Here is a 25,112-nt window from a genome sequence, read left to right as displayed (position 1 = left end):
CGGAGAATCCGTCAGCGGCTCGCAGCGCGAACGAGGCGGTATCGTGCTCGCCTACACGGGCTGTGGCGCAGTCTGGTTAGCGCACTGGTCTGGGGGACCAGGGGTCGGAGGTTCAAATCCTCTCAGCCCGACCACACTGAGACTGACCTGGGTCGTTCATGGCGAAGGATGCTGCAGCAACGGCGGTCACTCCCACTGCGGGGGCGACGCGGCGATTGGCCACCGGCGTGTTCGCGTTCGAGGGCGACGACTCCGACGTCGATCTCCGTCAGCAGTTCGGCGTGGCTTCGCTGCTGTATACCGTGCGCGAGCTCAGCGGGCTTAAGTTCATCCGCCGCGACATCGGAACAGCAGGCGAGCTCTACTACTACGTGCGCAAGTGGACCCAGCAGCGCTACCGGGACTATCAGGTCGGGCATTTCGGGTTCCACGGCAAGCCCGGCGAGCTGTGGCTGAGCGGTTCGACCAAGGTGACCCTGAACGAGCTGGCCGAGGTCATTGACGGCCGGGCCGGCGGCCGGATCATCTACTTCAGCTCGTGCGAGATCATGGGCACCGACGACAAGGCGTTGCGACACTTCCGTGAACGCACCGGTGCGAGCGCAGTGATCGGGTTTCTCAAGCGGGTAGGAGGCAGTCTGGAGCTTCCGGCTTTCGAGCTCCTGCTGCTCCAAGCGCTCAACGACGACGTGAAGATCGGCGCTACCGAGGACCGCCTGCGCAGTCAGCATCCCTATCTATGCGACCTGCTCGGCCTCAAGATCATCAGCTGACCGTCAACGCTGTGATGCCGCATAGAGCCTGCGGTGTGCAGTTGAAGCTGGCGAGACTGGCAGTGATGTGCCTTCGACCGGCGCGGATTGTCGTTGCCGCATTGGTTGTTGGGGTCGTCGCGAGCTGCAGCGGAGGTGCAGTCGAGAATGCGGAGATCGAGGACCAGCTCTCGCACCCCGATGTCGAGTGCCGAGAAGCCATCAACGTGCTCGAAGAGCCTGGAGCGGGCTACACCGCACACGGCTCTGACGGCGGGTTCATTGCGCTGCCCGCGTCGGCGGTGCATCTCGGGCGATGGGCGCCGGAAGGCTCCGGCCATGAGGACTATCGGTTCGCAAAGTTCGGGCTGATCGTGCGCCGCTTCCGGCAAGTATCGCTCGAGGTCGTGAGCGCCCCCGACGATGCAGTCCTTCAATTCGGGTGGAGCGCATCATTCGCACCCGAACGTGCTGTGACTGTTGGTCCTTGTGACACCGATGGTCCCGAATGTGTGGTCGAGCCCACCGAGCACCTGAGTGTTGGGCCTTGTGGCTCCGGTCGTGGTGAATGGGTCGTGTGGGCGGGTGGAATCTGGGTCAACGAACCCGGCTGCGTCAAGGTGATCGCCTCGTCGCACGACGAGGAGATCTCAGCATGGCTAGCTGTCGGCGCTTCCTGCGATGGGATAGGTGCGACGTCATAAGCGTGGGGAAGTGCCTCGGTGGTAGAGGGACGCCTCACCGGTTCGCCGGCGCCAACGGAGCAAACGGGTCCGTTGAGTGGATGCGTGGCCGGGGCGGTGCAATGATGAGCGACAGGAAAGCTCAGGGAGGAACGCAGATGAGCGATGTAGCGACAGAGCATCGGAAGCCCGAGATAGCGGTCGAGCCCGAGCCGGGCCGAGTCACCGTTCGGGTGGACGGCGTGGTCGTGGCGGAATCGACCTCGGCTGTGGTGCTCACCGAGGGACGGCTGCCGCCGCGCCACTACCTGCCCGCTTCGGACGTGCAGATGGACCTGTTCCGCTCGACCGTCACATCGACTCATTGACCGTGGAAGGGCGATGCCAGCTACTGGTCAGTAGCAGTCAACGGTCAGAGTTATGGCGATGTCGTGTGGTCCTATCCCGATCCGATCCCTGAGATGGCCGGGATCGCCGGCCTGATGAGCTTCTACGCCGAGCGCGACGAAGTGTCCCAGGACATTTCCTGAGTCCCGATCCCCGCGCCGCTCACCTCAGCGTGGCGGCCAACTCCAGCGCCTCATCCCAAGTGGGGTGGCCGGCGAGCAGGCGGCGGAATCGCACGAACGGCCTGATCGAATCGAGCGCCATCACGGCGCTCAAACGCCCGTCGCGCCGGTAGCCAGCCAGGAACGAGCGGTCCGACGCTGACCCGACGAGCACCTCGACGTCATCGTCGGCGTCGGGATGTCCTGCGACCTGGATACGGGCGTCGTATTGGTCGGACCACACAAAGGGCACCGAGTCGTAAGGCTGTGCCTCATCGGGTGCCATCAGGTTGCGCCCGACTGCCATGCCGTGCTCGACCGCCGCTGTCCAGTGCTCGACCCGGATGGGCGCCTCGCCATGCCACGGGCTGAGCCACCGATTGGGGGCCCGGGCCACGTCACCCACGGCGTAGACACCCGGGGGGCCGCAGCACAGCGTGGCGTCGCACACGACGCCATTGTCGATCCGCAGTCCTGAGCTCTCCAGCCATGCCGTGTTCGGGACGACCCCGATGCCGACGACCACGAGATCGGCTTCGATGCGGCTGTCGTCGGCCATAGCGACCGCCTCGACCCGGTCGGTGCCCAGCACGCCCTCGACTCCGACGCCGAGTCGGAGTTCCACACCGTTCTGGTCGTGCAGCGCACCCACCCGCGTGCCCATCTCGGCACCCAGCCCGCGCACAAGCGGTGCGGAGGCTGCTTCGATGACCGTCACTTCGCATCCGCGAGCCTTCGCCGAAGCGGCAACCTCCGATCCGATGAAGCCGCCTCCCACCACGGCGACGCGTGCGCCGGCGACGAGACCCTCCCGGATGGCTGTCGAGTCGTCGAGAGTGCGCAGCGTGTGAACCCCTTCGATGCCCTCGGTTCCGGGCAACGGACGGGCTGCTGCGCCCGTGGCGATCACGAGTGCATCGAAAGGCACCGTGTCGCGGCTGTCGCCGCCCGCCGATCCGTTGACAGCCGGCGCGACCGCAACGGTCCGATTCTCGAGGTCGAGCCCCACTGCTGCGGTGCCAACCATCACCTCCACGCCGAGCTCGTCGTAGGCGCCGTCGGCGTCCAGCATGAGCTCGAGAGCCTCCCGCTCGCCGGTCAGGAACTCCTTCGACAGGGGAGGCCGGTCGTAGGGCAGATGCGATTCGGCGCCGATGAGCGTCAGCGCACCGTCATGTCCGGCGGCCCGAATGCTGTGCGCAGCCCGAGCACCTGCGAGGGACGCGCCCACGACCACGATGCGTTCCGGCCGGTTCGAACCAGGTGACACACGGGAAGTGTGGCATCTCGCGCGATCGCGTCAGCGCTGTGCCCGCATTTGCGGCCCTGGAACTAGGAGTTCGACGACGAAGGAGACGCCGCTTGGCTCGTGCGCTATAAATATCACTTACATCTCTGTAACTACAGCCATGTGATTCAACCGAGCGACACTCCGTTGGAACACGCCGAGCTGCGGTTGCGGGAAGTGAGGAGATCGAGGTCTAGGCGGTCCGCTCGGCATATCCGAGTGACGGCCTGCGAAGGGGCTGGGCAACATGAGCGTCACCGAGGCATCGGCGACTGAGACACAGCAGCAGGCCGCAGATTCGCCCGGAATGCGCGTGCAGAAGCGCGACGGTTCGATGCAGGCCGTCGATGTCAACAAGATCGTCCGCGCGGTACAACGTTGTGCCACCGAGCTGCCCGGTGTCGATCCGATGCGCGTCGCCACCCGGACGATCTCGGGTCTCCATGACGGTGCTACCACGACCGAGCTAGACGAGCTGTCGATTCGGACTGCTTCGGCGCTGATTTCCGAAGAGCCGAACTACTCGAAGCTCGCAGCCCGACTGCTGGCGACCTTCATCGACAAGGAAGTCCAGAACCAGAACATCTACTCGTTCAGCCAGTCGATCGATCTCGGCGGCGAGTGCGGGCTCATACACCCCGACGTCGTGGCGTTCGTGGGCACGAACGCTCGCAAGCTCAACGACGCCATCCTGGCCGAGCGCAGCAACGGCTTCGAATTCTTCGGCTTGCGCACCGTCTATGACCGCTACCTGCTCCGCCATCCGCAGCGGCGGTCCGTCATCGAGACGCCGCAGTACTTCCTGCTGCGGGTCGCCTGCGGCCTGTCCCGGACCGCGGAGGAGGCTATCTCGTTCTACGAGCTGATCTCCAGCCTGCGTTACCTGCCGTCCTCGCCCACGCTGTTCAACTCCGGTACTGCCCACCCGCAGATGTCGTCGTGCTACCTGCTCGACAGCCCCGAGGACTCCCTCGAGGGCATCTACGGTCGCTACACCGACATCGCCAAGCTGTCCAAGTTCGCTGGCGGGATCGGGGTCGGCTGGCACCGGGTGCGTTCGCGCGGCTCGCTGATCAGCGGGACCAACGGCCTGTCCAACGGCATCGTGCCGTGGCTCAAGACGCTCGACTCGTCAGTGGCGGCGGTGAATCAGGGCGGCCGGCGCAAGGGCGCCGCATGCGTCTATCTGGAGTCGTGGCATGCCGACATCGAGGAGTTCCTGGAACTGAAGGACTCCACCGGGGACCACGCCCGGCGCGCCCACAACCTCAATCTTGCGAACTGGGTGCCCGACGAGTTCATGCGCCGGGTCGAGAACGACTGGCAGTGGTCACTGTTCGACCCCAAGCGCGTCCCGCACCTCACCGACCTCTACGGCGACGAGTTCACCGAGGCGTACCGGGAAGCCGAAGCCGAGGGTCTCTACGAGGAGCAGGTGTCTGCCAGGCAGCTCTACAGCCGCATGATGCGCACGCTGGCCCAGACCGGCAATGGCTGGATGACCTTCAAGGACGCCTCGAACGCCAAGTCCAACCAGACCGGCCAGGCGGGCAACGTCATCCACCTGTCGAATCTGTGTACGGAGATTCTCGAGGTCACCAGCAGCGCCGAGACGGCAGTCTGCAACCTGGGCTCGGTCAACCTCGCCAAGTTCGTACGCGACGGAGCCGTCGACTACCCCGCACTGGGCGAGGTCGTGCGCACTGCGGTGCCGTTCCTGGACCGTGTCATCGACATCAACTACTACCCGACGCCTGAAGCAGCCCGTTCCAACGAGCGTTGGCGCCCGGTCGGGCTCGGCGTCATGGGCCTCCAGGATGTGTTCTTCCAGCTCAACCTCGCCTTCGACTCGCCGGAGGCCTCCGAGGTGTCGGCCCGTATTGCCGAGGAGATCTACTACTGGGCGGTCTGGTCAAGTTGCGAGCTGGCCCGTCAGCACGGTCCGCATGCGGCCTTCAGCGAGACCCGGGCCGCTGCAGGGGAGCTGCAGTTCGACCTGTGGGGCGTCGAACCAGCAGACCCGCCGCGCTGGGCCGAGCTGCGCGAGCGCATCGGCCAGCACGGCCTGCGCAACTCGCTGCTCATGGCCATTGCACCGACGGCCACCATTGCCGCCATCTCCGGCAGTTACGAGTGCATCGAGCCGCAGGTGTCGAACCTGTTCAAACGCGAGACGCTCTCGGGCGAGTTCATGCAGATCAACCGCTACCTCGTGCGCGAACTGCAGGCACTCGGCCTGTGGAACGAGGCCATGGCGAACCGGATCAAGATGGCCGAGGGCTCGGTGGCCGACATCGCGGAGATCCCCGCCGAGGTGCGTTCGGTGTACCGGACCGCATGGGAGCTGCCCCAACGATCGCTCGTCGACATGGCTGCAGCACGCGGCGCCTTCGTCGACCAGAGCCAGTCGTTGAACCTGTTCATGGAGAGCCCGAACATCGGCAAGCTCTCGTCGATGTACATGCATGCGTGGAAGTCGGGCCTCAAGACCACCTACTACCTGCGCTCGCGGCCGGCCACCCGCATCAATCAGACCACTACCGACACCGCGTCGCAGCCTGAGACATCGGCCTCGATTTCCGCCATGCCCGACGCGGCAGCCGCGGCCGAGGCCATGGCGTGCTCGCTGGAAGACCCCGAGACCTGCGAAGCCTGCGACTGAGCCGTCGCGACCACCAAGAGGCCCACGTAAGAAAGACGGAGGACCCTGATGGCACTCGTCCAGCCAGAGCCCGAATTCACCCCCCAGCCGAGCCCCGAAGCCGAACCGCAGCCTGCCGCTGAGCCTGTACCGCGGCAGGGCAACATCTTGGACCCCGGTTTCGAGTTGACGCTGCGTCCGATGCGGTACCCGCAGTTCTTCGACATGTACCGCGATGCGATCCGCAACACCTGGACGGTTGAGGAGATCGACTTCTCCGACGACATCGTCGATCTCAACCGGAAGCTGGCTCCGGCCGAGCGGCATCTCATCAACCGGCTCGTGGCGTTCTTCGCAACCGGCGACTCGATCGTCGCGAACAATCTGGTGCTGAACCTGTACCAGCACATCAACAGCCCTGAGGCTCGGATGTACCTGAGCCGCCAGCTGTACGAGGAAGCGCTGCACGTGCAGTTCTACCTGACGCTGCTGGACCACTACATCCCTGACATCTCCGAGCGGGCGGCGGCATTTGCGGCCATCGAGAACATTCCCTCGATCGCCGCGAAGGCCGAGTTCTGCTTTCGCTGGATGAACAGCGTCTGGTCGGTCGATCGACTCACGACGGTCGAGCACCGCAAGGCGTTCGTGCTCAACCTCATCTGCTTCGCAGCCTGCATCGAAGGGTTGTTCTTCTTCGCCGCCTTTGCGTATGTCTATTTCCTTCGGTCGAAGGGACTGCTGAATGGATTGGCGGCCGGCACCAACTGGGTGTTCCGGGACGAGTCGGCGCACATGAACTTCGCTTTCGAGGTCGTGCGCACGATCCGCGCCGAAGAACCCGAATTGTTCGACGTGGACTTAGCTGAGCGAATCCAGCAGATGGTCACGGAGGCAGTCGACGTCGAAACGCAATTCGCGCACGACGTGCTGTCCGGCGGCGTGGCAGGCATGTCTGTGACCGACACCCGCGCGTACCTGGAATTCGTCGCCGACCAGCGCCTCGCCCAGCTCGGCCTTGCCAAGCAGTACGGCTCGAAGAACCCCTTCTCGTTCATGGAGCTGCAGGACGTACAAGAGCTGACGAACTTCTTCGAGCGCACCGTCGCCAGCTACCAAATCGGCGTCGAAGGCGAAGTCGCCTTCGACGAGGACTTCTGAGTAGAGCTCGCCTTCGACGAGAATTTCTGAGCTACGCCCCTTTCGAGGCGTTGAAGGCCGCCATCAGCTGATCCACCGCGGCGGCGGGCGCCAGCCGATCGGAGCGCACCTGTGCTTCGAGGTCGGCCAGCAGGTCGTGCACGCTGGCTGCGAGTTGAGCGCGCATGCGCTCGGTCAGCATCGCCCGCATCCAGCGCACTCGCTGGTCGGCGCGGCGCGCTGCCAGCTCGCCGGAATCCGACATCAGCCGGCGATGTTCGAGCACGTGTTCCCACAGGGTGTCCAGGCCGTCGCCAGCCAATCCTGAGCACGTGATCACCGGGGGAGTCCATGTGGGCGAGGCCGGCTGGGTCATGTGCAGCGCCAACTCGTAGTCACGCGCTGCCGCGCTGGCGCGCTCGACGTTGTCCCCGTCGGCTTTGTTGACCGCAATGAGATCGGCGATCTCGAGAATGCCCTTCTTGATCCCCTGGAGGTCGTCGCCGGCACCCGCCAGCATGAGCACGACAAAGAAGTCGACCATGTCGGCCACGGCAGTCTCTGATTGGCCGACGCCCACCGTCTCGACAAGCACGACGTCGAAACCTGCGGCCTCCAGCACGAGGACGGTCTCGCGGGTGACGCGTGTCACGCCGCCCAGTTGGCCCGCAGTCGGCGACGGTCGAACGAAGGCTGCCGGATCGTTCGCAAGCGCAGTCATTCGGGTCTTGTCACCGAGGATGGAACCGCCGTGGAGCGCTGAGGTCGGGTCGACGGCGAGGACGGCCACACGGTGGCCCTGTCGGGTAAGCGAGGTGCCGAGCCTCTCGATGAGCGTGCTCTTGCCAACTCCGGGCACACCGGTAATGCCCACGCGGTGCGCACCGCCGCTGTGGGGTAGCAATTCCTGGAGCAGATCCTGCGCCGGCTGAGCGTCACCGGGCAGCTGGGACTCGACGAGCGTGATCGCCTGGCCGATGGCGGCGCGGTCGCAGGCGCGCACTCCGGAGGCAAGTTCCCCAAGAGCTGCGGTGGCGGCCACTGCGTGCAAGGTATCGGGGCGCAGGGTGCCGAGGTTGCTTCACTGTTGTAGCCGATGCATCGTTCGAACTGATCCGCCGCTCGGGCTAGGTTCCCATTCGGGCAGAATGTCGCTGTGGGTTTGTTCAATCGCATCCGCACCGGCGACCGTTCCCATCCTGCGGATCAGTTCCTGGATCAGGGCGATCACGTGCACGCGCTCGTGCCCGCGCAGGGAGGCTTGCACCCGTTCACGCTGCTCTTGATCGGCGTGGCGGCGTTGGCGGGCATCGTGCTGACGGTGAACTTGCCGTGGGTGCAAGTCAGCCTGATCTCGACGACAGTGTTCGCCACCGTTGCGGTGCTCAGCATGTCGCGCTACCGGCTCTTGGCCTTGACCGATGCGGACATCGTGGTCATGCGCACCCGGGCCCTGCGTCCGGCCAAGCCCGTGGAACTGCTCGAACGCATCGAACGCATCGAGCCATTCAATGTCCGCGGATCGGGGTGGGGTCAGATCGTCGTCGGCTCGGAGAAGCTGTGGGTACACCGCCGTTACCACAGCCACCTCGATGAGGCGGATACGCGGCTCGCAGCTGCACCGCGCGGCCTCCGCTCAGCATCCAGCACGGCCTACCGGGGTGCCCGGGCCAAGAAGAAGATCCGCAACGTCGGCGGCCGTCACCGCTGAGCTGCGCTGCGTGAGTTCGCGCCGATGAATCGGCGAAGGGTCGGACCAGCTAGTCGGCGGGCTCGAGCAGGTCGAGCACTTCCGCCGCAGCGTGGGCGATGACGGTGCCCGGCGGGTAGATCGCTGCGGCGCCGGCGGCTCGCAACGCATCGAAGTCTTGAGGCGGGATGACGCCGCCGACGACAACCAGGATGTCGGGCCGACCCAGTTCGGCGAGCGCGTCTTTGAGTTCGGGGACCAGCGTGAGATGCCCTGCCGCCAGCGAGGAGGCTCCAACCATGTGCACATCGTTCTCGACGGCTTGGCGCGCTGTCTCTGCCGGTGTGCTGAACAGCGGGCCGATGTCGACGTCGAAACCGAGGTCGGCGTACGCGGTGGCCACCACCTTTTGCCCCCGGTCGTGCCCGTCCTGGCCCATCTTGGCGATCAGGATGCGCGGCCGGCGTCCCGTCCGCTCGCCGAAGACGGCGACCCGGTTACGCACCGCGTCAACCGTGGCTGCCATCGGGTTCGTGCCGCCTTCGGGACCAGAATCGTCGCCAGCCATCTCGCTCCCGTACACGCCGCTGATCGTGCGGATCTGCGCAGTGTGCCTGCCGAACGCGTCTTCCATTGCCGCGCTGATCTCTCCCACGGTGGCATGGCAGCGCGCAGCGTCGACGGATGCCGCCAGCAGGTTCCCCTCGCCCGTATGTGCCACCTCGCGCAGCGCGTCCAGCGAGCGCCGCACAGCGTCCCGATCGCGCCCTGCGCGCAGACGGTCCAGCTTTGCCAGCTGAGCGGCGCGCACCTCGGCGTTGTCGACGCGCAGGATGTCAACCTCGGAGTCCAGGTTGGACCGGTAGCGGTTCACCCCGACGACCGTCCGCTGGCCCGCCTCGATGCGTGCCTGCGTCCGGGCGGCGGCCTCCTCAATGCGCATCTTGGGAATCCCGGCTTCGATGGCGCGGGCCATGCCGCCGAGCTGCTCCACCTCGGCAATGTGGGTTGCCGCCCGTCGCGCCAGCTCGGCGGTGAGACGCTCCACGTAGTAGCTGCCCCCCCATGGGTCGATCACCCGGGTCGCGCCGGCCTCGTGCTGCAGGAACAGTTGCGTGTTGCGGGCAATGCGGGCGCTGAAGTCGCTCGGCAGGGCCAGGGCTTCGTCGAAGGCATTCGTGTGCAGGCTCTGGGTGTGGCCGTCGACAGCGGCCATGGCCTCGATACACGTCCGCACCACGTTGTTGTACGGATCCTGCGCCGTGAGCGACCAGCCCGAGGTCTGGCAGTGGGTTCGCAGCGAGGTCGACCGCGGGTTCTCCGGCTCAAAGGCAGACACCAGCTTGGCCCACAGCAGCCGGGCGGCCCGCAGCTTGGCGACTTCCATGAAGAAGTCCATGCCGATGCCCCAGAAGAAGCTGAGGCGTGGCGCGAAGTCGTCGATGCCCATGCCTGCGCCGATGCCGCATCGCAGGTATTCGAGGCCGTCCGCCAGCGTGTAGCCGAGCTCGAGATCGGCCGTCGCCCCGGCTTCACCCATGTGGTAGCCGGAGATCGAGATCGAGTTGAAGCGCGGCATCTCGGCTGACGTGAACTCGAAGATGTCACTGATGATCCGCATGGATGGCTGGGGCGGGTAGATGTACGTGTTGCGGACCATGAACTCCTTGAGAATGTCGTTCTGAATGGTCCCGGTGAGCTGGGCGGGGGCAACGCCCTGTTCCTCGGCTGCCACGACGTACAGCGCCAGGATGGGCAGCACAGCGCCGTTCATCGTCATCGACACGCTCATGCGGTCAAGCGGGATGCCGTCGAACAGCGTGCGCATGTCGAGCATCGAGTCGATGGCCACGCCGGCCATGCCCACGTCTGAAGCCACTCTGGGGTGGTCAGAGTCGTACCCCCGGTGGGTTGCGAGGTCGAATGCCACCGATAGGCCACGTTGGCCGGCCGCAAGGTTCCGCCGGTAGAACGCGTTGGAGTCCTCGGCGGTGGAGAAGCCTGCGTACTGGCGGATCGTCCAAGGCTGGTTGGTGTACATCGTCGGGTACGGACCGCGCAGGTACGGGGCGAAGCCGGGGAACCCGTCGAGGTAGGTGCGCTGGTCGGGGTTTCCGCTGCCGGCGTAGAGGTCGGCGGTGTCCGCCGCGACGTACAACGGCGCCACATCGATGCCCTCGGGCGTGGCGCTTGCAGCGGGCAAGCGACCGGTCACCTCCGCGAACCGAGTCTCCCATGCCGAGAGGCTCGCGCCGTTCGATCCCGGCTCATCACCGGCACTGTCGACGAGATCGAGCTGCGAGAAATCTCCGATGGCGCTCATGACTCCAACGCTCCGGCCTCGTAAGGAGCAGCCCAGCGATGCACGCCCAGACCTGCGTCGAGCTTGCTGCGGTGGGACTCAGACGTCGCGCCGATCTCAGTGGGGTCGACGAACTCGGTGACTCCGACGAGCACTCGCTCGCCCGCTGCGATCTGTTCGTCGCGGTGTTTCCGTTCGACAGCCAGCGATGCTTCGAGTTCGCCGCTGGCCATGACTGCGCAGATGCCCCCGGCGGCTTCGATGTTGCCAAAACGATCCCAGGAAGCGCTCGCCATGGACTGCGTGAGGTCTTCGAGGAACCAGCTGCCCCCAGCGGGATCGATGACCGAGCCGATACGGCTCTCGTGGCGCAGGATCAGCTGCGTATTGGCCGCGACCCGCCATCCCAAAGCGCTAGGTGCTGCCGCGGCGCTGACCGTGTCGAACGGGCGGACCGTTATGGCGTCGACACCCCCGTTCGCAGCGCCGAAGGTGGCCGTTGTGGCCCGCAGCATGTTCACCCATGGATCGAGTTCGCTCAGCATTGCCGTCGAGGTCACGGCGTGCAGACGCATGGGCAGTCCTGTACCTCCGACGATGTCGACGCCGCATGCGCTCAGAACGCGAGCCCAGCACATGCGCAGCGCCCGGCACTTGGCTGTCACCACGAAGGGATCGGGTCCGGCTGAGATGGTGAAGCCAACCAGTCGGGCAGCGGCTGCGGGATCAAGGCCGGGGCCTGCGGGCCCATCGCAGGCCGCGCGCAGCCAGGCCACGCCGGTGGCCAGCGTCGCTGCAAGTTCTGAAGCGTCAGCCGCACCGGCATCGGCGAATACCGAGCCGTCGGCCTCCAGGGGCACCGCTTGCGGCCAGCGCTCGGCGAGGTCGGCAGCGCTGTGCGCGGCACGCTCCACAGCGGCCTCAAGCGCATTGTCGTCGCCAGAGTCGGTGTCCGCGGACCAGCCGCAGGCTGCAGCTGCGATCGGATCCAGCCCCAGCCACGACCGATTGTGCCCGGGTTCGCAGCGCTGACGGCGCAAGACCTCCAGCAACGCCCCGGCGTGCGCGGGCGAGGCGCCGGCCTGCAGGTGGATCGTGACACCCGCAGCGGCGGCATCGCCGATGCAAGACGCCAGCGCATCCGCGTCGTCTTCGGCGCTCCAGCCGCGGGCCACCGTGACGGCGTCCACTCCCGACGTTGTGTCGACGGCGACTGCGTCGGGCGTGCCAGGCCGACGAACGTCGTGGATCTGGCGAACTTCCCAGCCCTGTCCACCGCTCGCTGCGGTAGCGCCCCGAACGTACGGCGTGTCGCCTGGAATTCCGGCGAGGGTCCCTTCGGTGCCATGTCGTTGAGGCGAATACAGCGGCGCAGTCTCGATGCCGTCGATCAGCATTGTCTGCAGCGATGACAGTGGCTGACCGCGCAGTGCCCCTTGCGCCGCGGCTTCCCAGTCGACTTCGGTGACGTCAGCGAAACCTGGATCTGCAAACAGCGAGCCGGGCTGGGAAGGCACAGTCTCAGGAGCGGGCACGGTCCGCAGGGTAGCCGTCGCTCCTTGAGCAGGAATGTGCTGGTAGCCGAAGGGATTTGCGGGCAACCGTGGCATCCTTGCCCGCATGAATGCCCCCGCATCGGCCGCAAGCTCAGGCGCGGGAACAGCCGCCGAAACTGAGTTCTCGCCCTCCGGTGCGGACGAGTTGCCGCCCTATCGCTACAACGCCCAAATGGCGAACGAGATCGAGCTGCGCTGGCAGGCGCGGTGGCGCGCGGACGGCACCTACCACACGCCGAACCCCAGCGGCCCGCTCGCAGGCCCCCAGAACCCGGATGCCCTCAAGCTCTTCATTATGGACATGTTTCCGTACCCGTCGGGTTCGGGACTGCACGTCGGGCACCCGCTGGGCTACATCGGCACCGACGTGTATGCGCGCTTCAAGCGCATGAGCGGATACGTGGTGCTGCACCCGATGGGCTATGACGCGTTCGGCCTGCCCGCCGAGGAGCACGCCCGCCAGACCGGTGAGCATCCCCGCATCAACACTGAGCAGAACATCGCCACGATGTCGCGCCAGCTCTCCCGGCTGGGCCTCGGTCACGACGACCGGCGATCATTGGCCACAACCGACGTCGAGTACTACCGCTGGACGCAGTGGATCTTCCTGCAGATCTTCAATTCTTGGTACGACACCGAGACGGACTGTGCCCGCCCGATCGCCGAGCTGATCGAGCTGTTCGAAGCCGGTCAGCGGGCCACCGCCGACGGCACTGCGTGGGCACTCATGAGCGAGACCGAGCGACGGCTCGAGTTGGACCGCTACCGCTTGGCATACCTGGGAGAAGCACCCGTCAATTGGTGCCCAGCCCTGGGCACGGTGCTGGCGAACGAAGAGGTCACCGCCGAGGGTCGGTCCGAGCGGGGCAATCACCCTGTGTTCCGACGGCCGTTGAAGCAGTGGATGATGCGCATCACGGCCTACGCCGACCGCCTGCTGGCTGACCTGGACCGGCTGGACTGGCCCGAGAGCGTCAAGATCATGCAGCGCAACTGGATCGGGCGCAGCGAGGGAGCGCTGATCAGCTTCGCCACCGACGCGGGCCCAGACGTTGAGGTGTTCACCACACGCCCCGACACGATCTATGGCACCACGGCCATGCTGGTGGCGCCTGAGCACCCATTGGCCGACAAGCTCGTCGCCGACCGGTGGCCGTCGGGCACCGATCCGCGCCGGACCGGCGGCGCAGCGACGCCTCGTGAGGCGCTGGAGGCCTACCGGGTCCACGCCGCGGCGATGAGCGATCTGCAGCGGCAAGAACACCGCGACAAGACAGGCGTCTGGCTGGGCGTCAACTGCATCGTGCCCACCACCGGTGAGCCCGTTCCGGTCTTCGTGGCCGACTACGTGCTCATCGACTACGGCACAGGAGCGGTGATGTCGGTTCCCGGTGAGGACCAGCGCGACTGGGACTTCTCCGAGCAGTTCGGGCTGGCGATTGTTCGCACGGTGCAGCCGCCACCCGACTACGAACCGAAGGCCTACGTCGGCGAGGGCCCGGCCATCAACAGCAGTTTCCTGAACGGGATGGGCTCAGCCGAGGCGAAGGCCGCCATCTGCGACTGGCTGGAGGCCAACGGCCACGGAAGCCGCACGGTCACCTACAAGCTGCGGGACTGGCTCTTCAGCCGGCAGCGCTACTGGGGCGAGCCCTTCCCGATCGTGTTCGACGAGACGGGCTTGCCACTGGCCGTGCCCGAGAGCGAACTTCCGGTGGTGTTGCCAGAGCTCATCGACTGGGCGCCGAGATCCCTTGACGAGTCCTCGGATCCCGAGCCGCCGCTCGGCCGGGCCACTGAGTGGGTGACCGCCACCTACGACCTCGGCGACGGCGAGCGCACCTACCGTCGCGAACTCAGCACGATGCCCCAGTGGGCTGGGTCGTGCTGGTACTACCTGCGCTACCTCGACCCGACCAATGACGAGGTCCTTGTGGATCCCGACGTGGAGCGGTACTGGATGACCGACGCTGCAGGCGGAGTCGGTGGCGTCGACCTGTATGTCGGTGGCGTGGAGCACGCCGTGTTGCACCTGCTCTATGCCCGCTTCTGGCACAAGGTGCTGTACGACCTGGGGCACGTCGGCGGGCCGGAGCCGTTCGGTCGGCTCTACAACCAGGGCTACATCCAGGCCGCCGCGTACCAGGACCAGCGTGGCGTGTACGTCGAAGCGTCCGAAGTGGACGAGCGCGACGGGAAATTCTTTCACGGTGATGTCGAGGTGAGACGCCACTTCGGAAAGATGGGCAAATCGCTGCGCAACGCTGTGACGCCGGACGACATCTACGGCGCGTACGGCGCAGACACGCTGCGGACCTATGAGATGTTCATGGGGCCGCTGGATCAAGGTCGGCCCTGGGAGACCCATTCGGTGATCGGCTCGCACCGATTGCTGCAGCGTGTGTGGCGGAACCTGGTCGACGAAGAGACCGGCGCGCTGACAGTGTCAGATGTCGAGCCTGATGCGGATCTGGAGCGCTGGGTGCACCGCACCATCGCTGCGGTCACCGATGCCATGTCGGATCTGCGCTTCAACTCGGCCATCGCACGCATTACCGAGCTGAACAACGGGTTGACCCGCCGTGGCGGCCCGACTCCCCGGCCGGTCGCCGACGTGCTGGTGCGGCTGCTGGCGCCGCTGGTGCCGCACCTCGCAGAAGAACTGTGGTCAAAGCTTGGCAATACGACCACGGTCGTCTATGCCCCGTTCCCGGTGGCCGATCCGGCATTGCTGGCCGCCGAAGTCATCGAGGTGCCGGTCCAGGTAAATGGCAAGCTGCGCAGCCGCATCACGGTCGACGCCGCCATCTCGACCGCCGATCTGGAGGCCGCTGCGCTGGCCGACGAACGCATCTTCCAGCTCACCGCCGGCACCGACATCCGGCGAGTCGTGACCGTACCGGGCAAGCTGGTGAACATCGTGTTGGCGTAAGCCAGCAGCAATAGGCACGTCTGGCGTGAGCCAGCAGCATCGAACACCCGCTGGGGGATCAACATGAGCGGCAAGGAAAAGCGCGCGCTGGCCGTCACGGCTGCCGAGACTCACGGCGGCAAGCTCGCAGCGCGGGCGCTGAAGGCAGCCGGCACCGAATGCGTCTTCACTCTGTCCGGCGGTCACGTCATGGGGATCTACGACGGCTGCCTCGACGAGGGAATCGACATCGTGGACGTACGCCACGAACAAGCGGCCGTGCACGCTGCCGATGCGTGGGCGCGCCTGCACCCGGGCAAGGTTGGCGTGGCAATTCTCACCGCAGGCCCGGGCGTGACCGACGGCGTGACCGGTGTTGCGAACGCTTGGCGGGCCAACTCGCCGATCCTGGTCTTCGGAGGTCAGGGGCCGTTTCGTCACGCCGGACGGGGCTCGCTGCAGGAAATGGACCATGTGTCGCTCATGCGGCCCGTGTCGAAGTGGTCGGGCGCGTGCCTCGAAACCCGCCGAATCGCCGAATACATCGAGCTGGCGGTACGCACAGCGCTGAGCGGTGTGCCCGGGCCTTCGTTCTTGGAAATCCCCATGGATGTGCTGCACGGAAAGGTGGATCTCGACGCGGTGGCCATACCGCCGTTTCGCGACTACCGAGTCGCGTCGGCGGCACCCGCCGATGTGCTTGCTCAGGCCGCCGAGATCATCGCCGGGGCCCGAACGCCCGTCGTGATGGCGGGCACGTCGCTGAAGTGGAGCGAGGGCGGTGCCGCGCTGGCTGCGTTCCTGGATGCCACGGCCATCCCGTGCTACGTGAACGGCATGGCCCGCGGCGAGGTCAATTGGGACCATCCGTCGTTCCTGTCGCTGACGCGGGCCCAGGCGCTTGCGGGGGCTGACGTGGTGATCCTTGCCGGAACGCCGCTCGACTTCCGGATGAAGTTCGGCCGCGCCATCCCTGCCGACGCCCGCATTGTGCAGCTCGACTTGGACGAGACGCTCATCGGGCAGAACCGTGCCGCCGAAGTCGGGCTGGTCGGCAACCTGGGTGCCAACTTCGAGGCGCTCATGGAATTGTTCAAGTCGACCGGCGTCTCGGTGGACGCCTCGGCGCACCTGGCTGCACTCGCTGCACGCGAGTCCGAGCTCGACGAGGCTCGCAATGCCGAGCTGAACAGCGACGAAGTGCCGATCGACCCGCTGCGGCTGTGCCGCGAGATTGCCGATGCCGTCACCGATGACATGATCGTGATCGGCGACGGGGGCGACATCGTGGCCCAGGCATCCAAGGTCATCCGCGTGCCGCGCCGCGGCACCTGGATGGACCCCGGCCCGCTCGGGACCTTGGGCGTGGGAATGCCGTTCGCGCTCGCTGCGCAGAAGGCTCACCCTGACAAACGGGTGCTGATCGTGTACGGCGACGGTTCGTTCGGCCTGAACGGCTTCGAGTACGACACGGCAGTGCGCTTCGGCCTGCCCATTGTGGGCGTCGTCGGCAACGACGCGGCGTGGGGCCAGATGCTGCGCCCGCAGGCCAGCTTGTACGGCCAGGATCGGGTCGTCGCCACCGAGCTGAACTACACCCGCTACGACAAGGTGGTCGAGGCCATGGGCGGCCACGGCTCCCATGTCACCGAACCCGCCGAGATCGCACCGGCACTGGCGCGCGCGTTCGACTCGGGTCTCCCGGCGCTGGTGAACGTCGAGATCCGCCAGGATCGAGGAGCCATGAAGGGCTCCACTTACGTGTAACGACGCACAAGGTCGGGACTGATTGCGCGCATTCGAAGTAATGCACATCGTCTGATGTCAGCGGGCGCATTCGATACGCTGCATTCCGCACAACGCGGTCCTATGCATCTAAAAGGCTGCATCGAAGCATTCGCAGTATAATGAATCGGATACAATGCAAGCACTCATCCAGGACGGCCCGCAGCGATGACCGATGACGCAAACACACGTCCGACGAGCACAGGCCCGCCGCAGGTCCGGCCTGCCGGTGCCAAGCATCGACGCTCTATTGACGTCTACACGGTGGAAGGCATGGGTGCCGCGCTTGCCCGGCTGCGTCGTGAGACCGGGCTCACGCAGACCCAGTTCGGTGAGATGGTCGGCGCATCGCGCCCGTGGGTGTCCGATCTGGAGCGTGGCAACCTGCGCGGCGGACAGCTCGATACGGCACTGGCGTGCATCCATGCGTTGGGCTACCGCATCGTGCTGGCAGACATCGATACCAAGCCCTCGGTGCTCGACGATCTGAAGAACAGCATGCGCCGCGGCCCCCTCGCCCGCCCCCCCGCCGGCTGCGTGGCCCCGATCGGGAGCGCCGACGAGGACTCACCTTCGCCCGCCGTCGCCACCCGCAGTGGGCAGCACCAACCGGAGTCCTGCCGAGTCGCTGCAGGCAACGAGTACGACTCGTGACGATGACGAGGCAGCTCGCAATCCTGCTGAACGGCAGGATGGCCGGCATGGTCCACGACGATGCCGATGGCACCTCATTCGTCTACGACGACGATTACCTCGACGGCGGCCCCGATTCTGTCCCCCTGTCGCTCAGCATGCCGCTGACGCGACGGCGGCACCCCGGGGGTGCGATCAAGACATGGCTGCAGGGCCTGCTCCCCGACAACGCCGAACTGCTCCGGTACTGGCAGCAGGGAACCGGTACAGCCTCGGTGGATCCATTCGATCTGCTCGCCACCGCGATGGGCCTCGACTGCGCCGGCGCGGTGCAGGTTTGTCCCGCCGCGGAAGCCGACACTGCACTGTCCCGCGGCGGGAGCTATGAACCGCTGAGCGAGGCGGAGGTGGCGCGGCGCCTCACGTCCATCCGGCACCGAACGCACCTCGCGAGAGATGTCTCTGTGCCCGGCTACTTCAGCCTCGCGGGAGCGCAGGCCAAGATCGCGCTCCATCGTCACCAGGGCGCGTGGCATCAGCCGCACGGCACTGCCGCCACCACGCACATTCTCAAGCCTGCTGTTTTCCTGACACAGCACCAAGCCGTCATCGAGCACCTGAGCATGGCCGCGGCGAGACGCTTGGGGCTGCCCGCAGCGGGCACGGAGGTGGCCGTCTACGACGGCTGCGACACGGTCATCGTGGAGCGCTATGACCGTCGGCACGTCGGCGGCCGCGTGCTGCGGCTGCACCAAGAGGACATGTGCCAGGTCTTGGGCCTGGCCTCGACGCTGCGCTATGAGCAGCAGGGCGGGCCGTCGCAGGCCCGGATCGTGCGACTGCTGCGTAGGCACTCCACATTGCCTGCCGACGACATCGCCGACCTGATTGATGCGTTGGTCTACAACTGGGTCATCGGTGCCCCCGACGGCCATGCCAAGAACTTCAGTCTTCTGCTGGACGGCGCTGAGGTGCGCTTGGCGCCGATGTACGACGTGTGCACTGTGCTGCCCTACCTGGATCCCGAAGAGACGCCCATGCATGCGTTCGCCGTCGGCGGCAGCCACGCGGTCGCTCCAAACGAGGCGGTGCTGTGCTGGACCCGCTTTGCCGCTGATGTCGACTTGCCCGCCGACCCGCTCCTCGTTCGCATCTGCGACATTGCCGCTGCTGTGCTTGACGCCTTCGCCGCTGAAGCAGCGCTGTTGCCGGGCGACCTCGCCTCCTCCCCCCGCGTCACCTTGCTGCTTGATCGCCTCGGCGCCCGTACAGAGGCCTGCCTCGCCCAAGTGTGTTGAGGCGGTGATGTGTCAAGCGAGGTGCCCGGGTCACGATCCTGCCTTGGCCCGCCCGATGGCCCGTAGGGTCGGATTCGGACGGCGGCTCTACGCTCAGCACATGTGCGGGCGCTTCGTCTCAGCGGCGGATCTGGAGGCGGTGGCGGAGTACTTCGACACTCCATTGCCTGGCTTCGATGCGCCTCGCAGCTACAACGTGAGCCCGACCAGCGACATCGTGGCCGTTGTGGGCGGTCCCGATTCCCGCCGGCTCGAAACGTTCCGGTGGGGCCTGGTGCCGCCGTGGTCAAAAGATCCCAGCAGGGGTCCGCCGCTGTTCAACGCGCGATCCGAGACGGCGGTGACAAAGAACTCCTTCCGCGGTCCGTTCAAGCGCCGCCGATGCATCGTTCCCGCCGACGGCTTCTACGAGTGGCCAAAGGCGCCGACCCGCACGAGCAGCGACGACCGCCCGCTGCCGCACTACATCACCCGCGCCGACGGCGGCATGCTCGCCATGGCTGGCCTGTGGGAACGATGGTTGCCACCCGATGGCGCCCCCGGTGATGATGGCAACTCCGGCGGCGACGGAGCTGAGGTGGCTCGATCAGCGCTGCACTCGGCGACGGTGCTGACGACCGCAGCCAACGGCTTCATGGCGCCGATTCATGACCGCATGCCGGTGCTGCTGGAGCGTTCTGCGTGGGATGCCTGGCTCGACCCATCCAACGACGACGTAGACGAATTGTCGGCCATGCTCATGCCCGCAGCTGAGGGGATCCTGCGCTCGCACCAGGTGGGCCGCGCAGTGGGCAACGTCCGCAACCGCGATGCCAGCCTCATCGAGCCGACCGAGTCGGATCAGCTGTTCTAGCGCCGCTTCAGTGCCATCGGATCCACAGCGCTAGCGACGCATGCGCTCAATCGGCCAACGCAGCTCGAATGGCCTCGGCCGGCCCGGCGAGATCGGTGGGATCCGCCATCGGCAGGGCACGGGCGAAGTTCATGTCCGCCATGGAGTTCACCGGGCACACGTGGATGTGACAGTGGGGCACCTCGAAGCCGGCGATGACGAGACCGATCCGCTCGGGCCGAAACGCCCGCATCTGCGCCTCGCCGATGCGGCGGGAGACGTCGAACAGGTGTGCCTGCAGTTCGAGCGGGACATCCAGCCAGTGGTCGATCTCTGCGATCGGCACGACAAGCGTGTGGCCCGGCGAGAGCGGGTTGACGGACAGGAATCCGACGCAGTGCTCGTCCCGCCACACAAACGTCCCGGGAAGCTCGCCTTCGATGATCCGCGTGAACACTGAACTCATCACGCGCAGCCTAAGGAGGCGCCGGTCTGCCCCGCGTGGCGTCGGTACTGTGAGCCCGATGAGCGGGGCTGCGGATGCGTCGTTGACCGAGAGTCCTGGGTGGCGGCCCTTCACTGTGCCGAACCTGATCAGCTTGGCTCGACTGTGCTGCCTGCCGTGGTTCGTGTGGCTCGTGTTCGGCGCGGAGGACCGCTGGGCCGCCGCGCTGCTGCTGGGAGCGCTGGGCGCGAGCGACTGGGTCGACGGCTGGGTGGCTCGCCGCTTCAACCAAGTGTCCGAACTCGGCAAAATTCTCGATCCGACGGCGGATCGGCTGCTGCTGCTGGTGGCGCTCGTGGCGATGATCGTCGACGGCTCGCTGCCGATCTGGATTGCGGTGCTGGCTCTCGTGCGAGAGGGCGGGGTGGCCGTGGCAGCAGTGGTGTTGGCAGCGGCCGGCGCCCGCAAGATCGACGTGACCTGGTGGGGCAAGACGGGGACATTCCTGATGATGTTCGCCGTGCCGTGTTTCCTGGCAGGTGTCAGCGACATCGCCGCAGCGGACGTGTTTCGTGTGCTGGCCTGGGTGTTTGTGGCAGTCGGACTGCCCATTCACTATTGGTCTGCATTCGGCTATGTACCCCAGGCGATCACCGCTGTTCGGGAGGGACGCACCGCCCGGCGAAGCCCCTGAACGCCGTGAGGTTGCTGATGAGGGGCTGGGTGCCACGAGTTATTGGTGTGACAGCGATCCGGTAGGTTCGCGAGCATGGAGATTCCCGCCGAGCTTCGCTACTCGAGCGATCACGAATGGGTGCGCCCCACACAGGGGGGATTGCAGGTCGGCATCACCGATTTCGCACAGGATGCGCTCGGCGATGTCGTGTATGTGGAGTTACCAGAGATCGGTGCGCAGGTCACCGCTGACGAGGCAATGTGCGAGATCGAGTCGACCAAGTCAGTCTCGGACATCTTCGCCCCGGTGTCGGGGGAGGTTGTCGAGGTGAACGTGGCGCTCGAGGACGAGCCGCAGCTCGTCAACGAATCCCCCTATGGCGATGGATGGATGTGCGTGATCGCCCCGTCTGATGACGCTGCGCAGGCGTCTGGGGAGATGGAGGCGCTGCTTGACGCCGACGGCTATGCCGCGTTGATCGCCGAGGACGTCTGATCGTCATGGCTGTCGCCTGCGGTTCGTGCGGCAAGTCAAGCGCTGACGATGCCCGCTTCTGTTCCGGCTGCGGGAAGCGCCTGGACCCAACCGCCGATGCGCCCACGGAGGTGCTGTCGCCGGTGGGTGCCACCGAGATCCCGCCCTACAGCGGCGCGGCGGAGCTCGTGGTTACTTCAGGGCACCGGTCGGGGACACGATTCGAACTTGCCGGCGACCGGGTCACCGTGGGGCGCCATCCCGACAGCGACGTATTCCTCGACGACATCACCGTGTCGCGGCGCCACGTGATTCTCGAACTGGTCCCCGCCGGTCACATCCTGCGCGACGTGGGCTCGCTGAACGGCACGTATGTCAACGGCAATCGCACTGACGGCGAAGTGACCCTGCGAGGCGGCGACGAGTTGCAGGTCGGCAAGTTCAAGCTGCTGTACCTGGTCTCCTCGGTCGGGCTGTGAGCGCCCGGTCCGAGCCTGAATCCAAGAGAGGGCGGCTGTCGATCGGCGAGGTCGTGTCTTTGCTGCGGCCCGAGTTCGGCGATCTGACCGATTCCAAGATCCGATTCCTCGAGGATCGCAAGCTCATTTCGCCGGCTCGCACGTCGGGGGGTTACCGCAGCTTCGGGCCCCACGACATCGAGGTGCTGCGCTGGATCCTGACTCGCCAGCGCGACCAATACCTGCCGCTGGGCATCATCGGGGAACGCATCGATCGAGGCGAGCACCTCGTGGACATCTGGGGCATCGGAGCCCACGGTGCCGGCGAATCGCCAACCTCATCTGCTGCTGGCGAACCCGAGCCAGCGGCGGCCCACGAGCCAATGGAAGAGGCTGCAACGGCGACGCCAGCTGACAGCGATGCAGCTGACGGCGATGCAGCCGAGAGCTCCAGACCGACCGAGGTACAGGCGACTGGCGTCGGAACACAGCCGCCGTGGACTGCTCCGGACGACCTCCGCACGTTCAACGCGGCAGAGCTGAGCGCCGAGAGCGGGCTGACTCTGGCCGAGGTTGCCGAGCTGACCGAATTCAGGCTGCTCGTGCCCCTCGACGAAGCCGATGCTGCGGGGTCCCTGCCGCCCGGGGGAGCGGCTGTGCAGGCATCCCTCGGGCTTGAACCGCCCGAACCCCGCTATGGCAGCGGCGCGTTGCTCGTCGCCCGCATCTCACGTGAGTTCTCCACGTACGGCCTGCAGGCCCGCCACCTGCGTGTCATACGCAATGCCGCGGCGCGCGATGCCGCCATGTTCGAGCAGGGCATACAGCCGGTCCTCCATGCCGGCGGCGCATCTGCTGCCCTCGACGCGCAACGCTCCCTCGGGCGCCTGGTGGCGCTGTGCGAGCGCTTGCGATCCCAGGTGATGGGGGAGGCACTGCGCCGCTATTGGCGCGATACGGGCCCGTAGCCCCGGCTCATGGCTCGTAGGGGCCGAAGTAGTGTTCGTTGCATGGTCGAGATGGAACTTCTTGGCGTGCAGGTGGAGATGCCCTCGCAGAGCCCGCTGCTGCTGCTGCGTGAAACCGGTGGCTCCCAGCGGGTGCTGCCGGTCGTGATTGACACGCCTGAAGCCCAAGCGATCTACCGCGGCATTGAGCAGATTCGCGTGCCGAGACCGCTCACGCACGACCTGATGGCGGCCATCTTGGACGTTCTGGGAGCGACCCTCGTCAAGGTCACTGTCACCGACCTGCGCGACCGCACATTCTTTGCCGAGATGGAGGTCACCATCGGCTCGGCCACCCATACGATCTCCGCCCGGCCAAGTGACGCAGTGGCGCTGGCGGTGCGGGCCGATACTCCCATCTTCGCCAGCGAGTCCGTGCTTGACGAGGCGGGGCAGATCATCGACCTGCCTCCGGATCCTCCCGCCGATGTCGACCCCGACGAGCTCCTCGACGAGTTCAAGCAATTTCTTGATGACGTGCAGCCCGACGACTTCGGGCCCGCGGCGGAGGCAAGCGACCAAGAGTGAGACGCGGTGACCGGACCGGTGCCGCGGCCCGATCAGCCACCGGTCGCATGCACCCCCGAGTTGCTGGGCTTCTCGCTGTGCTGAGCGCAGCGGTGTTTGCCTCACTCGGGGCCTGCAGCGCTCCCAGTGGAGTCCCGGCGCCGAGTGAGTCGGCCTCCAGTGCGTCTTCAGCGTCTCGAGCCGAGAGCGATGCGGCTGGCACCGATATGCCTGCCAAATCGACGGAACCTCTATCTGCGGTGACCCCAACGGTGCCGCCAGCCGCTCCGGTGCAGGTCTCGGTGCCGCCGGATCCCACCCCCCGTCGAGCACGGTTGGTCTTCACCGGTGATGTTCTGTCGCATGGCCCGGTGACCCGCCGAGCACTCGCAAACGGCTCGAGTGACCTTCGATACGACTACCGACCGATGTTCGCCCAGGTGCGCGACAGCATTGCCAGCGCGGACCTGGCGATCTGCCATCTCGAGTCTCCGCTGTCTGCCGACAACAGCGACTTGAGCGGCTACCCGCTGTTCAATGCACCAGGCGACCTCGCAGTCGGGCTCGCCGACGCCGGATACGACGGCTGTTCGGTGGCCTCGAATCACTCTCTGGATCGAGGCATCGACGGCATCACAGCAACGCTGGAGGTGCTGGAGCGTCACGGGCTGGGCCATGCCGGCATGGCTCGAACCCCTGCTGAGGCTGCGATGCCTTCGATCTACGTCGTGAACGGCATCGTCATCGGCCACCTGTCCTACACCTATGGGCTCAACGACATTCCGTTGCCTCCCGACAGAGATTGGGCCGTGGACGTCATTGACCGCGATGCCATCGAGGCCGAGGCTCAGGCTGCAGTGGCTGCAGGAGCTGAGTTCGTCATCCTGAGCATTCAGTGGGGCCCCGAATACACGAGTGTGCCCAACGCCAGCCAACGCAGACTCGCCAGCAATCTGCTGGCAGACAGCGATATCGACCTCATCGTTGGTTCGCACGCCCATGTGCCCCAACCCATCGGCAAAGTGGGAGACAAGTTCGTGATCTTCGGGCTCGGCAATTTCCTCACGAACCAGTCGCCGCTGTCGTGCAGATCGTGTCCGGCAGCCACAGTCGACGGTGTCCTCGTGGAGGTGGTGCTCGCCGAGACGCCCGCGGGTCGCATCGAGGTAGCTGCACTCGGCGCGACTCCTACGTGGGTGGATCGGCCGCACTACACAATCGTCGATGTTGCCGACGAACTCGCAGGCGATCTCGGGCCCAACCGGCGAGGCGTGCTGGAGCGCTCGTGGCAGCGCACCGCCGGTGTGCTGCGTGCCGAGGGCGTCGACATCGTGATCGAGGGCGACCCCGCAGACACCCAGGCCATCTCGGGGGCGCCGGACATTCCATCAGCGTGGCCCCTTGCGCTGCGGTGACGCGCTCCCGTACGCTCTGTTGGAGCACAGATCACAACTCGGTAGTTCGCCGGGTGTGATTTGCAAAGCCT

The 25,112-nt window shown here is 66.1% G+C and carries 21 protein-coding genes, 1 tRNA gene and 1 pseudogene; 18 read left to right on the top strand and 5 right to left on the bottom strand.

The annotated features are described in order from the left end of the window. Positions 1–56: 56 nt before the first annotated feature. From ACOCMM_RS13520 to ACOCMM_RS13505, 4 genes and pseudogenes are all read left to right on the top strand, one after another. Positions 57–134 (top strand) — tRNA-Pro (locus ACOCMM_RS13520). Between the two features lie 24 nt (positions 135–158). Beyond that, positions 159–773, top strand: a complete 615-nt coding sequence (locus ACOCMM_RS13515) for a DUF6642 family protein (protein ID WP_419553659.1) — start codon at positions 159–161, stop codon at positions 771–773. A gap of 65 nt (positions 774–838) precedes the next feature. Beyond that, a complete protein-coding gene (locus ACOCMM_RS13510) occupies positions 839–1,456 on the top strand; it encodes a hypothetical protein (protein WP_419553658.1) in 618 nt (205 codons plus the stop codon). After that, positions 1,408–1,965: pseudogene (locus tag ACOCMM_RS13505) on the top strand (DUF427 domain-containing protein). The gene ACOCMM_RS13510 and the pseudogene ACOCMM_RS13505 overlap by 49 nt, the downstream one beginning before the upstream one ends. A gap of 19 nt (positions 1,966–1,984) precedes the next feature. Here the strand turns inward: ACOCMM_RS13505 and ACOCMM_RS13500 are convergent. Further along, positions 1,985–3,253, bottom strand: coding sequence for an NAD(P)/FAD-dependent oxidoreductase (locus tag ACOCMM_RS13500; RefSeq protein ID WP_419553657.1), 1,269 nt, complete (start codon positions 3,251–3,253; stop codon positions 1,985–1,987). 265 nt (positions 3,254–3,518) lie between these two features. Here ACOCMM_RS13500 and ACOCMM_RS13495 point away from each other — a divergent pair, with 265 nt between their 5' ends. After that, positions 3,519–5,933 (top strand): ribonucleoside-diphosphate reductase subunit alpha, encoded by a 2,415-nt coding sequence (locus ACOCMM_RS13495; protein ID WP_419553656.1) that lies wholly within the window; start codon positions 3,519–3,521, stop codon positions 5,931–5,933. A gap of 48 nt (positions 5,934–5,981) precedes the next feature. Then, positions 5,982–7,073: a ribonucleotide-diphosphate reductase subunit beta gene (locus ACOCMM_RS13490; RefSeq protein ID WP_419553655.1), complete on the top strand. Its 1,092-nt coding sequence runs from the start codon at positions 5,982–5,984 to the stop codon at positions 7,071–7,073. 31 nt (positions 7,074–7,104) lie between these two features. Here the strand turns inward: ACOCMM_RS13490 and meaB are convergent, their stop codons facing one another. Then, positions 7,105–8,094 carry a methylmalonyl Co-A mutase-associated GTPase MeaB gene (gene meaB / locus ACOCMM_RS13485; protein ID WP_419553654.1) on the bottom strand — a complete coding sequence of 330 codons (990 nt, stop codon included), beginning with the start codon at positions 8,092–8,094 and terminating at the stop codon, positions 7,105–7,107. A 114-nt stretch (positions 8,095–8,208) separates the two neighbouring features. On the opposite strand from meaB, the gene ACOCMM_RS13480 reads away from it, so the two are divergent. After that, positions 8,209–8,763 (top strand): hypothetical protein, encoded by a 555-nt coding sequence (locus tag ACOCMM_RS13480; protein WP_419553653.1) that lies wholly within the window; start codon positions 8,209–8,211, stop codon positions 8,761–8,763. Positions 8,764–8,812: 49 nt separating this feature from the next. Here ACOCMM_RS13480 and scpA read toward each other — a convergent pair whose 3' ends face one another. Continuing rightward, the gene (gene scpA, locus ACOCMM_RS13475) at positions 8,813–11,065 is read right to left on the bottom strand and encodes a methylmalonyl-CoA mutase (protein ID WP_419553652.1); all 2,253 of its coding nucleotides are present in this window, start codon (positions 11,063–11,065) and stop codon (positions 8,813–8,815) included. Beyond that, positions 11,062–12,579: a methylmalonyl-CoA mutase family protein gene (locus tag ACOCMM_RS13470; RefSeq protein ID WP_419553651.1), complete on the bottom strand. Its 1,518-nt coding sequence runs from the start codon at positions 12,577–12,579 to the stop codon at positions 11,062–11,064. Before ACOCMM_RS13470 ends, scpA begins: the two co-directional genes overlap by 4 nt. Positions 12,580–12,772: 193 nt before the next feature. Here ACOCMM_RS13470 and leuS point away from each other — a divergent pair, with 193 nt between their 5' ends. From leuS to ACOCMM_RS13445, 5 genes are all read left to right on the top strand, one after another. Continuing rightward, positions 12,773–15,532, top strand: coding sequence for a leucine--tRNA ligase (gene leuS / locus ACOCMM_RS13465; protein WP_419554885.1), 2,760 nt, complete (start codon positions 12,773–12,775; stop codon positions 15,530–15,532). A 63-nt stretch (positions 15,533–15,595) separates the two neighbouring features. Next, the gene (locus ACOCMM_RS13460) at positions 15,596–17,278 is read left to right on the top strand and encodes a thiamine pyrophosphate-binding protein (RefSeq protein ID WP_419553650.1); all 1,683 of its coding nucleotides are present in this window, start codon (positions 15,596–15,598) and stop codon (positions 17,276–17,278) included. A 186-nt stretch (positions 17,279–17,464) separates the two neighbouring features. Next, positions 17,465–17,950: a helix-turn-helix transcriptional regulator gene (locus ACOCMM_RS13455; protein WP_419553649.1), complete on the top strand. Its 486-nt coding sequence runs from the start codon at positions 17,465–17,467 to the stop codon at positions 17,948–17,950. A gap of 2 nt (positions 17,951–17,952) precedes the next feature. Next, positions 17,953–19,227: a HipA domain-containing protein gene (locus ACOCMM_RS13450; protein WP_419554884.1), complete on the top strand. Its 1,275-nt coding sequence runs from the start codon at positions 17,953–17,955 to the stop codon at positions 19,225–19,227. A gap of 100 nt (positions 19,228–19,327) precedes the next feature. Further along, on the top strand, positions 19,328–20,080 hold the full coding sequence (locus tag ACOCMM_RS13445) for an SOS response-associated peptidase (protein ID WP_419553648.1): 753 nt from the start codon (positions 19,328–19,330) through the stop codon (positions 20,078–20,080). Positions 20,081–20,126: 46 nt separating this feature from the next. On the opposite strand, the gene ACOCMM_RS13440 is transcribed toward ACOCMM_RS13445, so the two are convergent. Further along, on the bottom strand, positions 20,127–20,525 hold the full coding sequence (locus ACOCMM_RS13440) for an HIT family protein (protein WP_419553647.1): 399 nt from the start codon (positions 20,523–20,525) through the stop codon (positions 20,127–20,129). Between the two features lie 58 nt (positions 20,526–20,583). On the opposite strand from ACOCMM_RS13440, the gene ACOCMM_RS13435 reads away from it, so the two are divergent. The 6 genes from ACOCMM_RS13435 to ACOCMM_RS13410 all read left to right on the top strand — a co-directional run bounded on the left by ACOCMM_RS13435 (position 20,584) and on the right by ACOCMM_RS13410 (position 25,041). Further along, positions 20,584–21,198: a CDP-alcohol phosphatidyltransferase family protein gene (locus tag ACOCMM_RS13435; protein ID WP_419553646.1), complete on the top strand. Its 615-nt coding sequence runs from the start codon at positions 20,584–20,586 to the stop codon at positions 21,196–21,198. A gap of 75 nt (positions 21,199–21,273) precedes the next feature. Further along, positions 21,274–21,675, top strand: coding sequence for a glycine cleavage system protein GcvH (gene gcvH / locus ACOCMM_RS13430; RefSeq protein ID WP_419553645.1), 402 nt, complete (start codon positions 21,274–21,276; stop codon positions 21,673–21,675). A gap of 5 nt (positions 21,676–21,680) precedes the next feature. Further along, positions 21,681–22,133, top strand: a complete 453-nt coding sequence (locus ACOCMM_RS13425) for an FHA domain-containing protein (protein ID WP_419553644.1) — start codon at positions 21,681–21,683, stop codon at positions 22,131–22,133. Continuing rightward, the gene (locus ACOCMM_RS13420; protein WP_419553643.1) at positions 22,130–23,080 is read left to right on the top strand and encodes a MerR family transcriptional regulator; all 951 of its coding nucleotides are present in this window, start codon (positions 22,130–22,132) and stop codon (positions 23,078–23,080) included. The genes ACOCMM_RS13425 and ACOCMM_RS13420 overlap by 4 nt, the downstream gene beginning before the upstream one ends. Before the next feature lie 42 nt (positions 23,081–23,122). Continuing rightward, on the top strand, positions 23,123–23,647 hold the full coding sequence (locus ACOCMM_RS13415; RefSeq protein ID WP_419553642.1) for a bifunctional nuclease family protein: 525 nt from the start codon (positions 23,123–23,125) through the stop codon (positions 23,645–23,647). A gap of 47 nt (positions 23,648–23,694) precedes the next feature. Beyond that, on the top strand, positions 23,695–25,041 hold the full coding sequence (locus tag ACOCMM_RS13410; RefSeq protein WP_419553641.1) for a CapA family protein: 1,347 nt from the start codon (positions 23,695–23,697) through the stop codon (positions 25,039–25,041). The last annotated feature ends 71 nt before the right edge of the window (positions 25,042–25,112 follow it).

The sequence above is a fragment of the Candidatus Poriferisodalis sp. genome, from assembly GCF_965198245.1.
In the GTDB taxonomy this organism is placed as follows: domain Bacteria; phylum Actinomycetota; class Acidimicrobiia; order Acidimicrobiales; family Poriferisodalaceae; genus Poriferisodalis.
This window is presented reverse-complemented; position numbering and strand designations above follow the sequence as displayed.

What these genes read in the sequence shown, in the direction of transcription:
- ACOCMM_RS13440 (WP_419553647.1), bottom strand. Translation starts at nt 20,525, where the DNA reads ATGAGTTCAGTGTTCACGCGGATCATCGAAGGCGAGCTTCCCGGGACG.
- leuS (WP_419554885.1), top strand. Translation starts at nt 12,773, where the DNA reads ATGGCGAACGAGATCGAGCTGCGCTGGCAGGCGCGGTGGCGCGCGGAC.
- ACOCMM_RS13425 (WP_419553644.1), top strand. Translation starts at nt 21,681, where the DNA reads ATGGCTGTCGCCTGCGGTTCGTGCGGCAAGTCAAGCGCTGACGATGCC.
- ACOCMM_RS13415 (WP_419553642.1), top strand. Translation starts at nt 23,123, where the DNA reads ATGGTCGAGATGGAACTTCTTGGCGTGCAGGTGGAGATGCCCTCGCAG.
- ACOCMM_RS13410 (WP_419553641.1), top strand. Translation starts at nt 23,695, where the DNA reads ATGCACCCCCGAGTTGCTGGGCTTCTCGCTGTGCTGAGCGCAGCGGTG.
- ACOCMM_RS13515 (WP_419553659.1), top strand. Translation starts at nt 159, where the DNA reads ATGGCGAAGGATGCTGCAGCAACGGCGGTCACTCCCACTGCGGGGGCG.
- ACOCMM_RS13445 (WP_419553648.1), top strand. Translation starts at nt 19,328, where the DNA reads ATGTGCGGGCGCTTCGTCTCAGCGGCGGATCTGGAGGCGGTGGCGGAG.
- gcvH (WP_419553645.1), top strand. Translation starts at nt 21,274, where the DNA reads ATGGAGATTCCCGCCGAGCTTCGCTACTCGAGCGATCACGAATGGGTG.
- scpA (WP_419553652.1), bottom strand. Translation starts at nt 11,065, where the DNA reads ATGAGCGCCATCGGAGATTTCTCGCAGCTCGATCTCGTCGACAGTGCC.
- ACOCMM_RS13435 (WP_419553646.1), top strand. Translation starts at nt 20,584, where the DNA reads ATGAGCGGGGCTGCGGATGCGTCGTTGACCGAGAGTCCTGGGTGGCGG.
- ACOCMM_RS13510 (WP_419553658.1), top strand. Translation starts at nt 839, where the DNA reads ATGTGCCTTCGACCGGCGCGGATTGTCGTTGCCGCATTGGTTGTTGGG.
- ACOCMM_RS13455 (WP_419553649.1), top strand. Translation starts at nt 17,465, where the DNA reads ATGACCGATGACGCAAACACACGTCCGACGAGCACAGGCCCGCCGCAG.
- ACOCMM_RS13490 (WP_419553655.1), top strand. Translation starts at nt 5,982, where the DNA reads ATGGCACTCGTCCAGCCAGAGCCCGAATTCACCCCCCAGCCGAGCCCC.
- ACOCMM_RS13450 (WP_419554884.1), top strand. Translation starts at nt 17,953, where the DNA reads ATGACGAGGCAGCTCGCAATCCTGCTGAACGGCAGGATGGCCGGCATG.
- ACOCMM_RS13495 (WP_419553656.1), top strand. Translation starts at nt 3,519, where the DNA reads ATGAGCGTCACCGAGGCATCGGCGACTGAGACACAGCAGCAGGCCGCA.
- ACOCMM_RS13460 (WP_419553650.1), top strand. Translation starts at nt 15,596, where the DNA reads ATGAGCGGCAAGGAAAAGCGCGCGCTGGCCGTCACGGCTGCCGAGACT.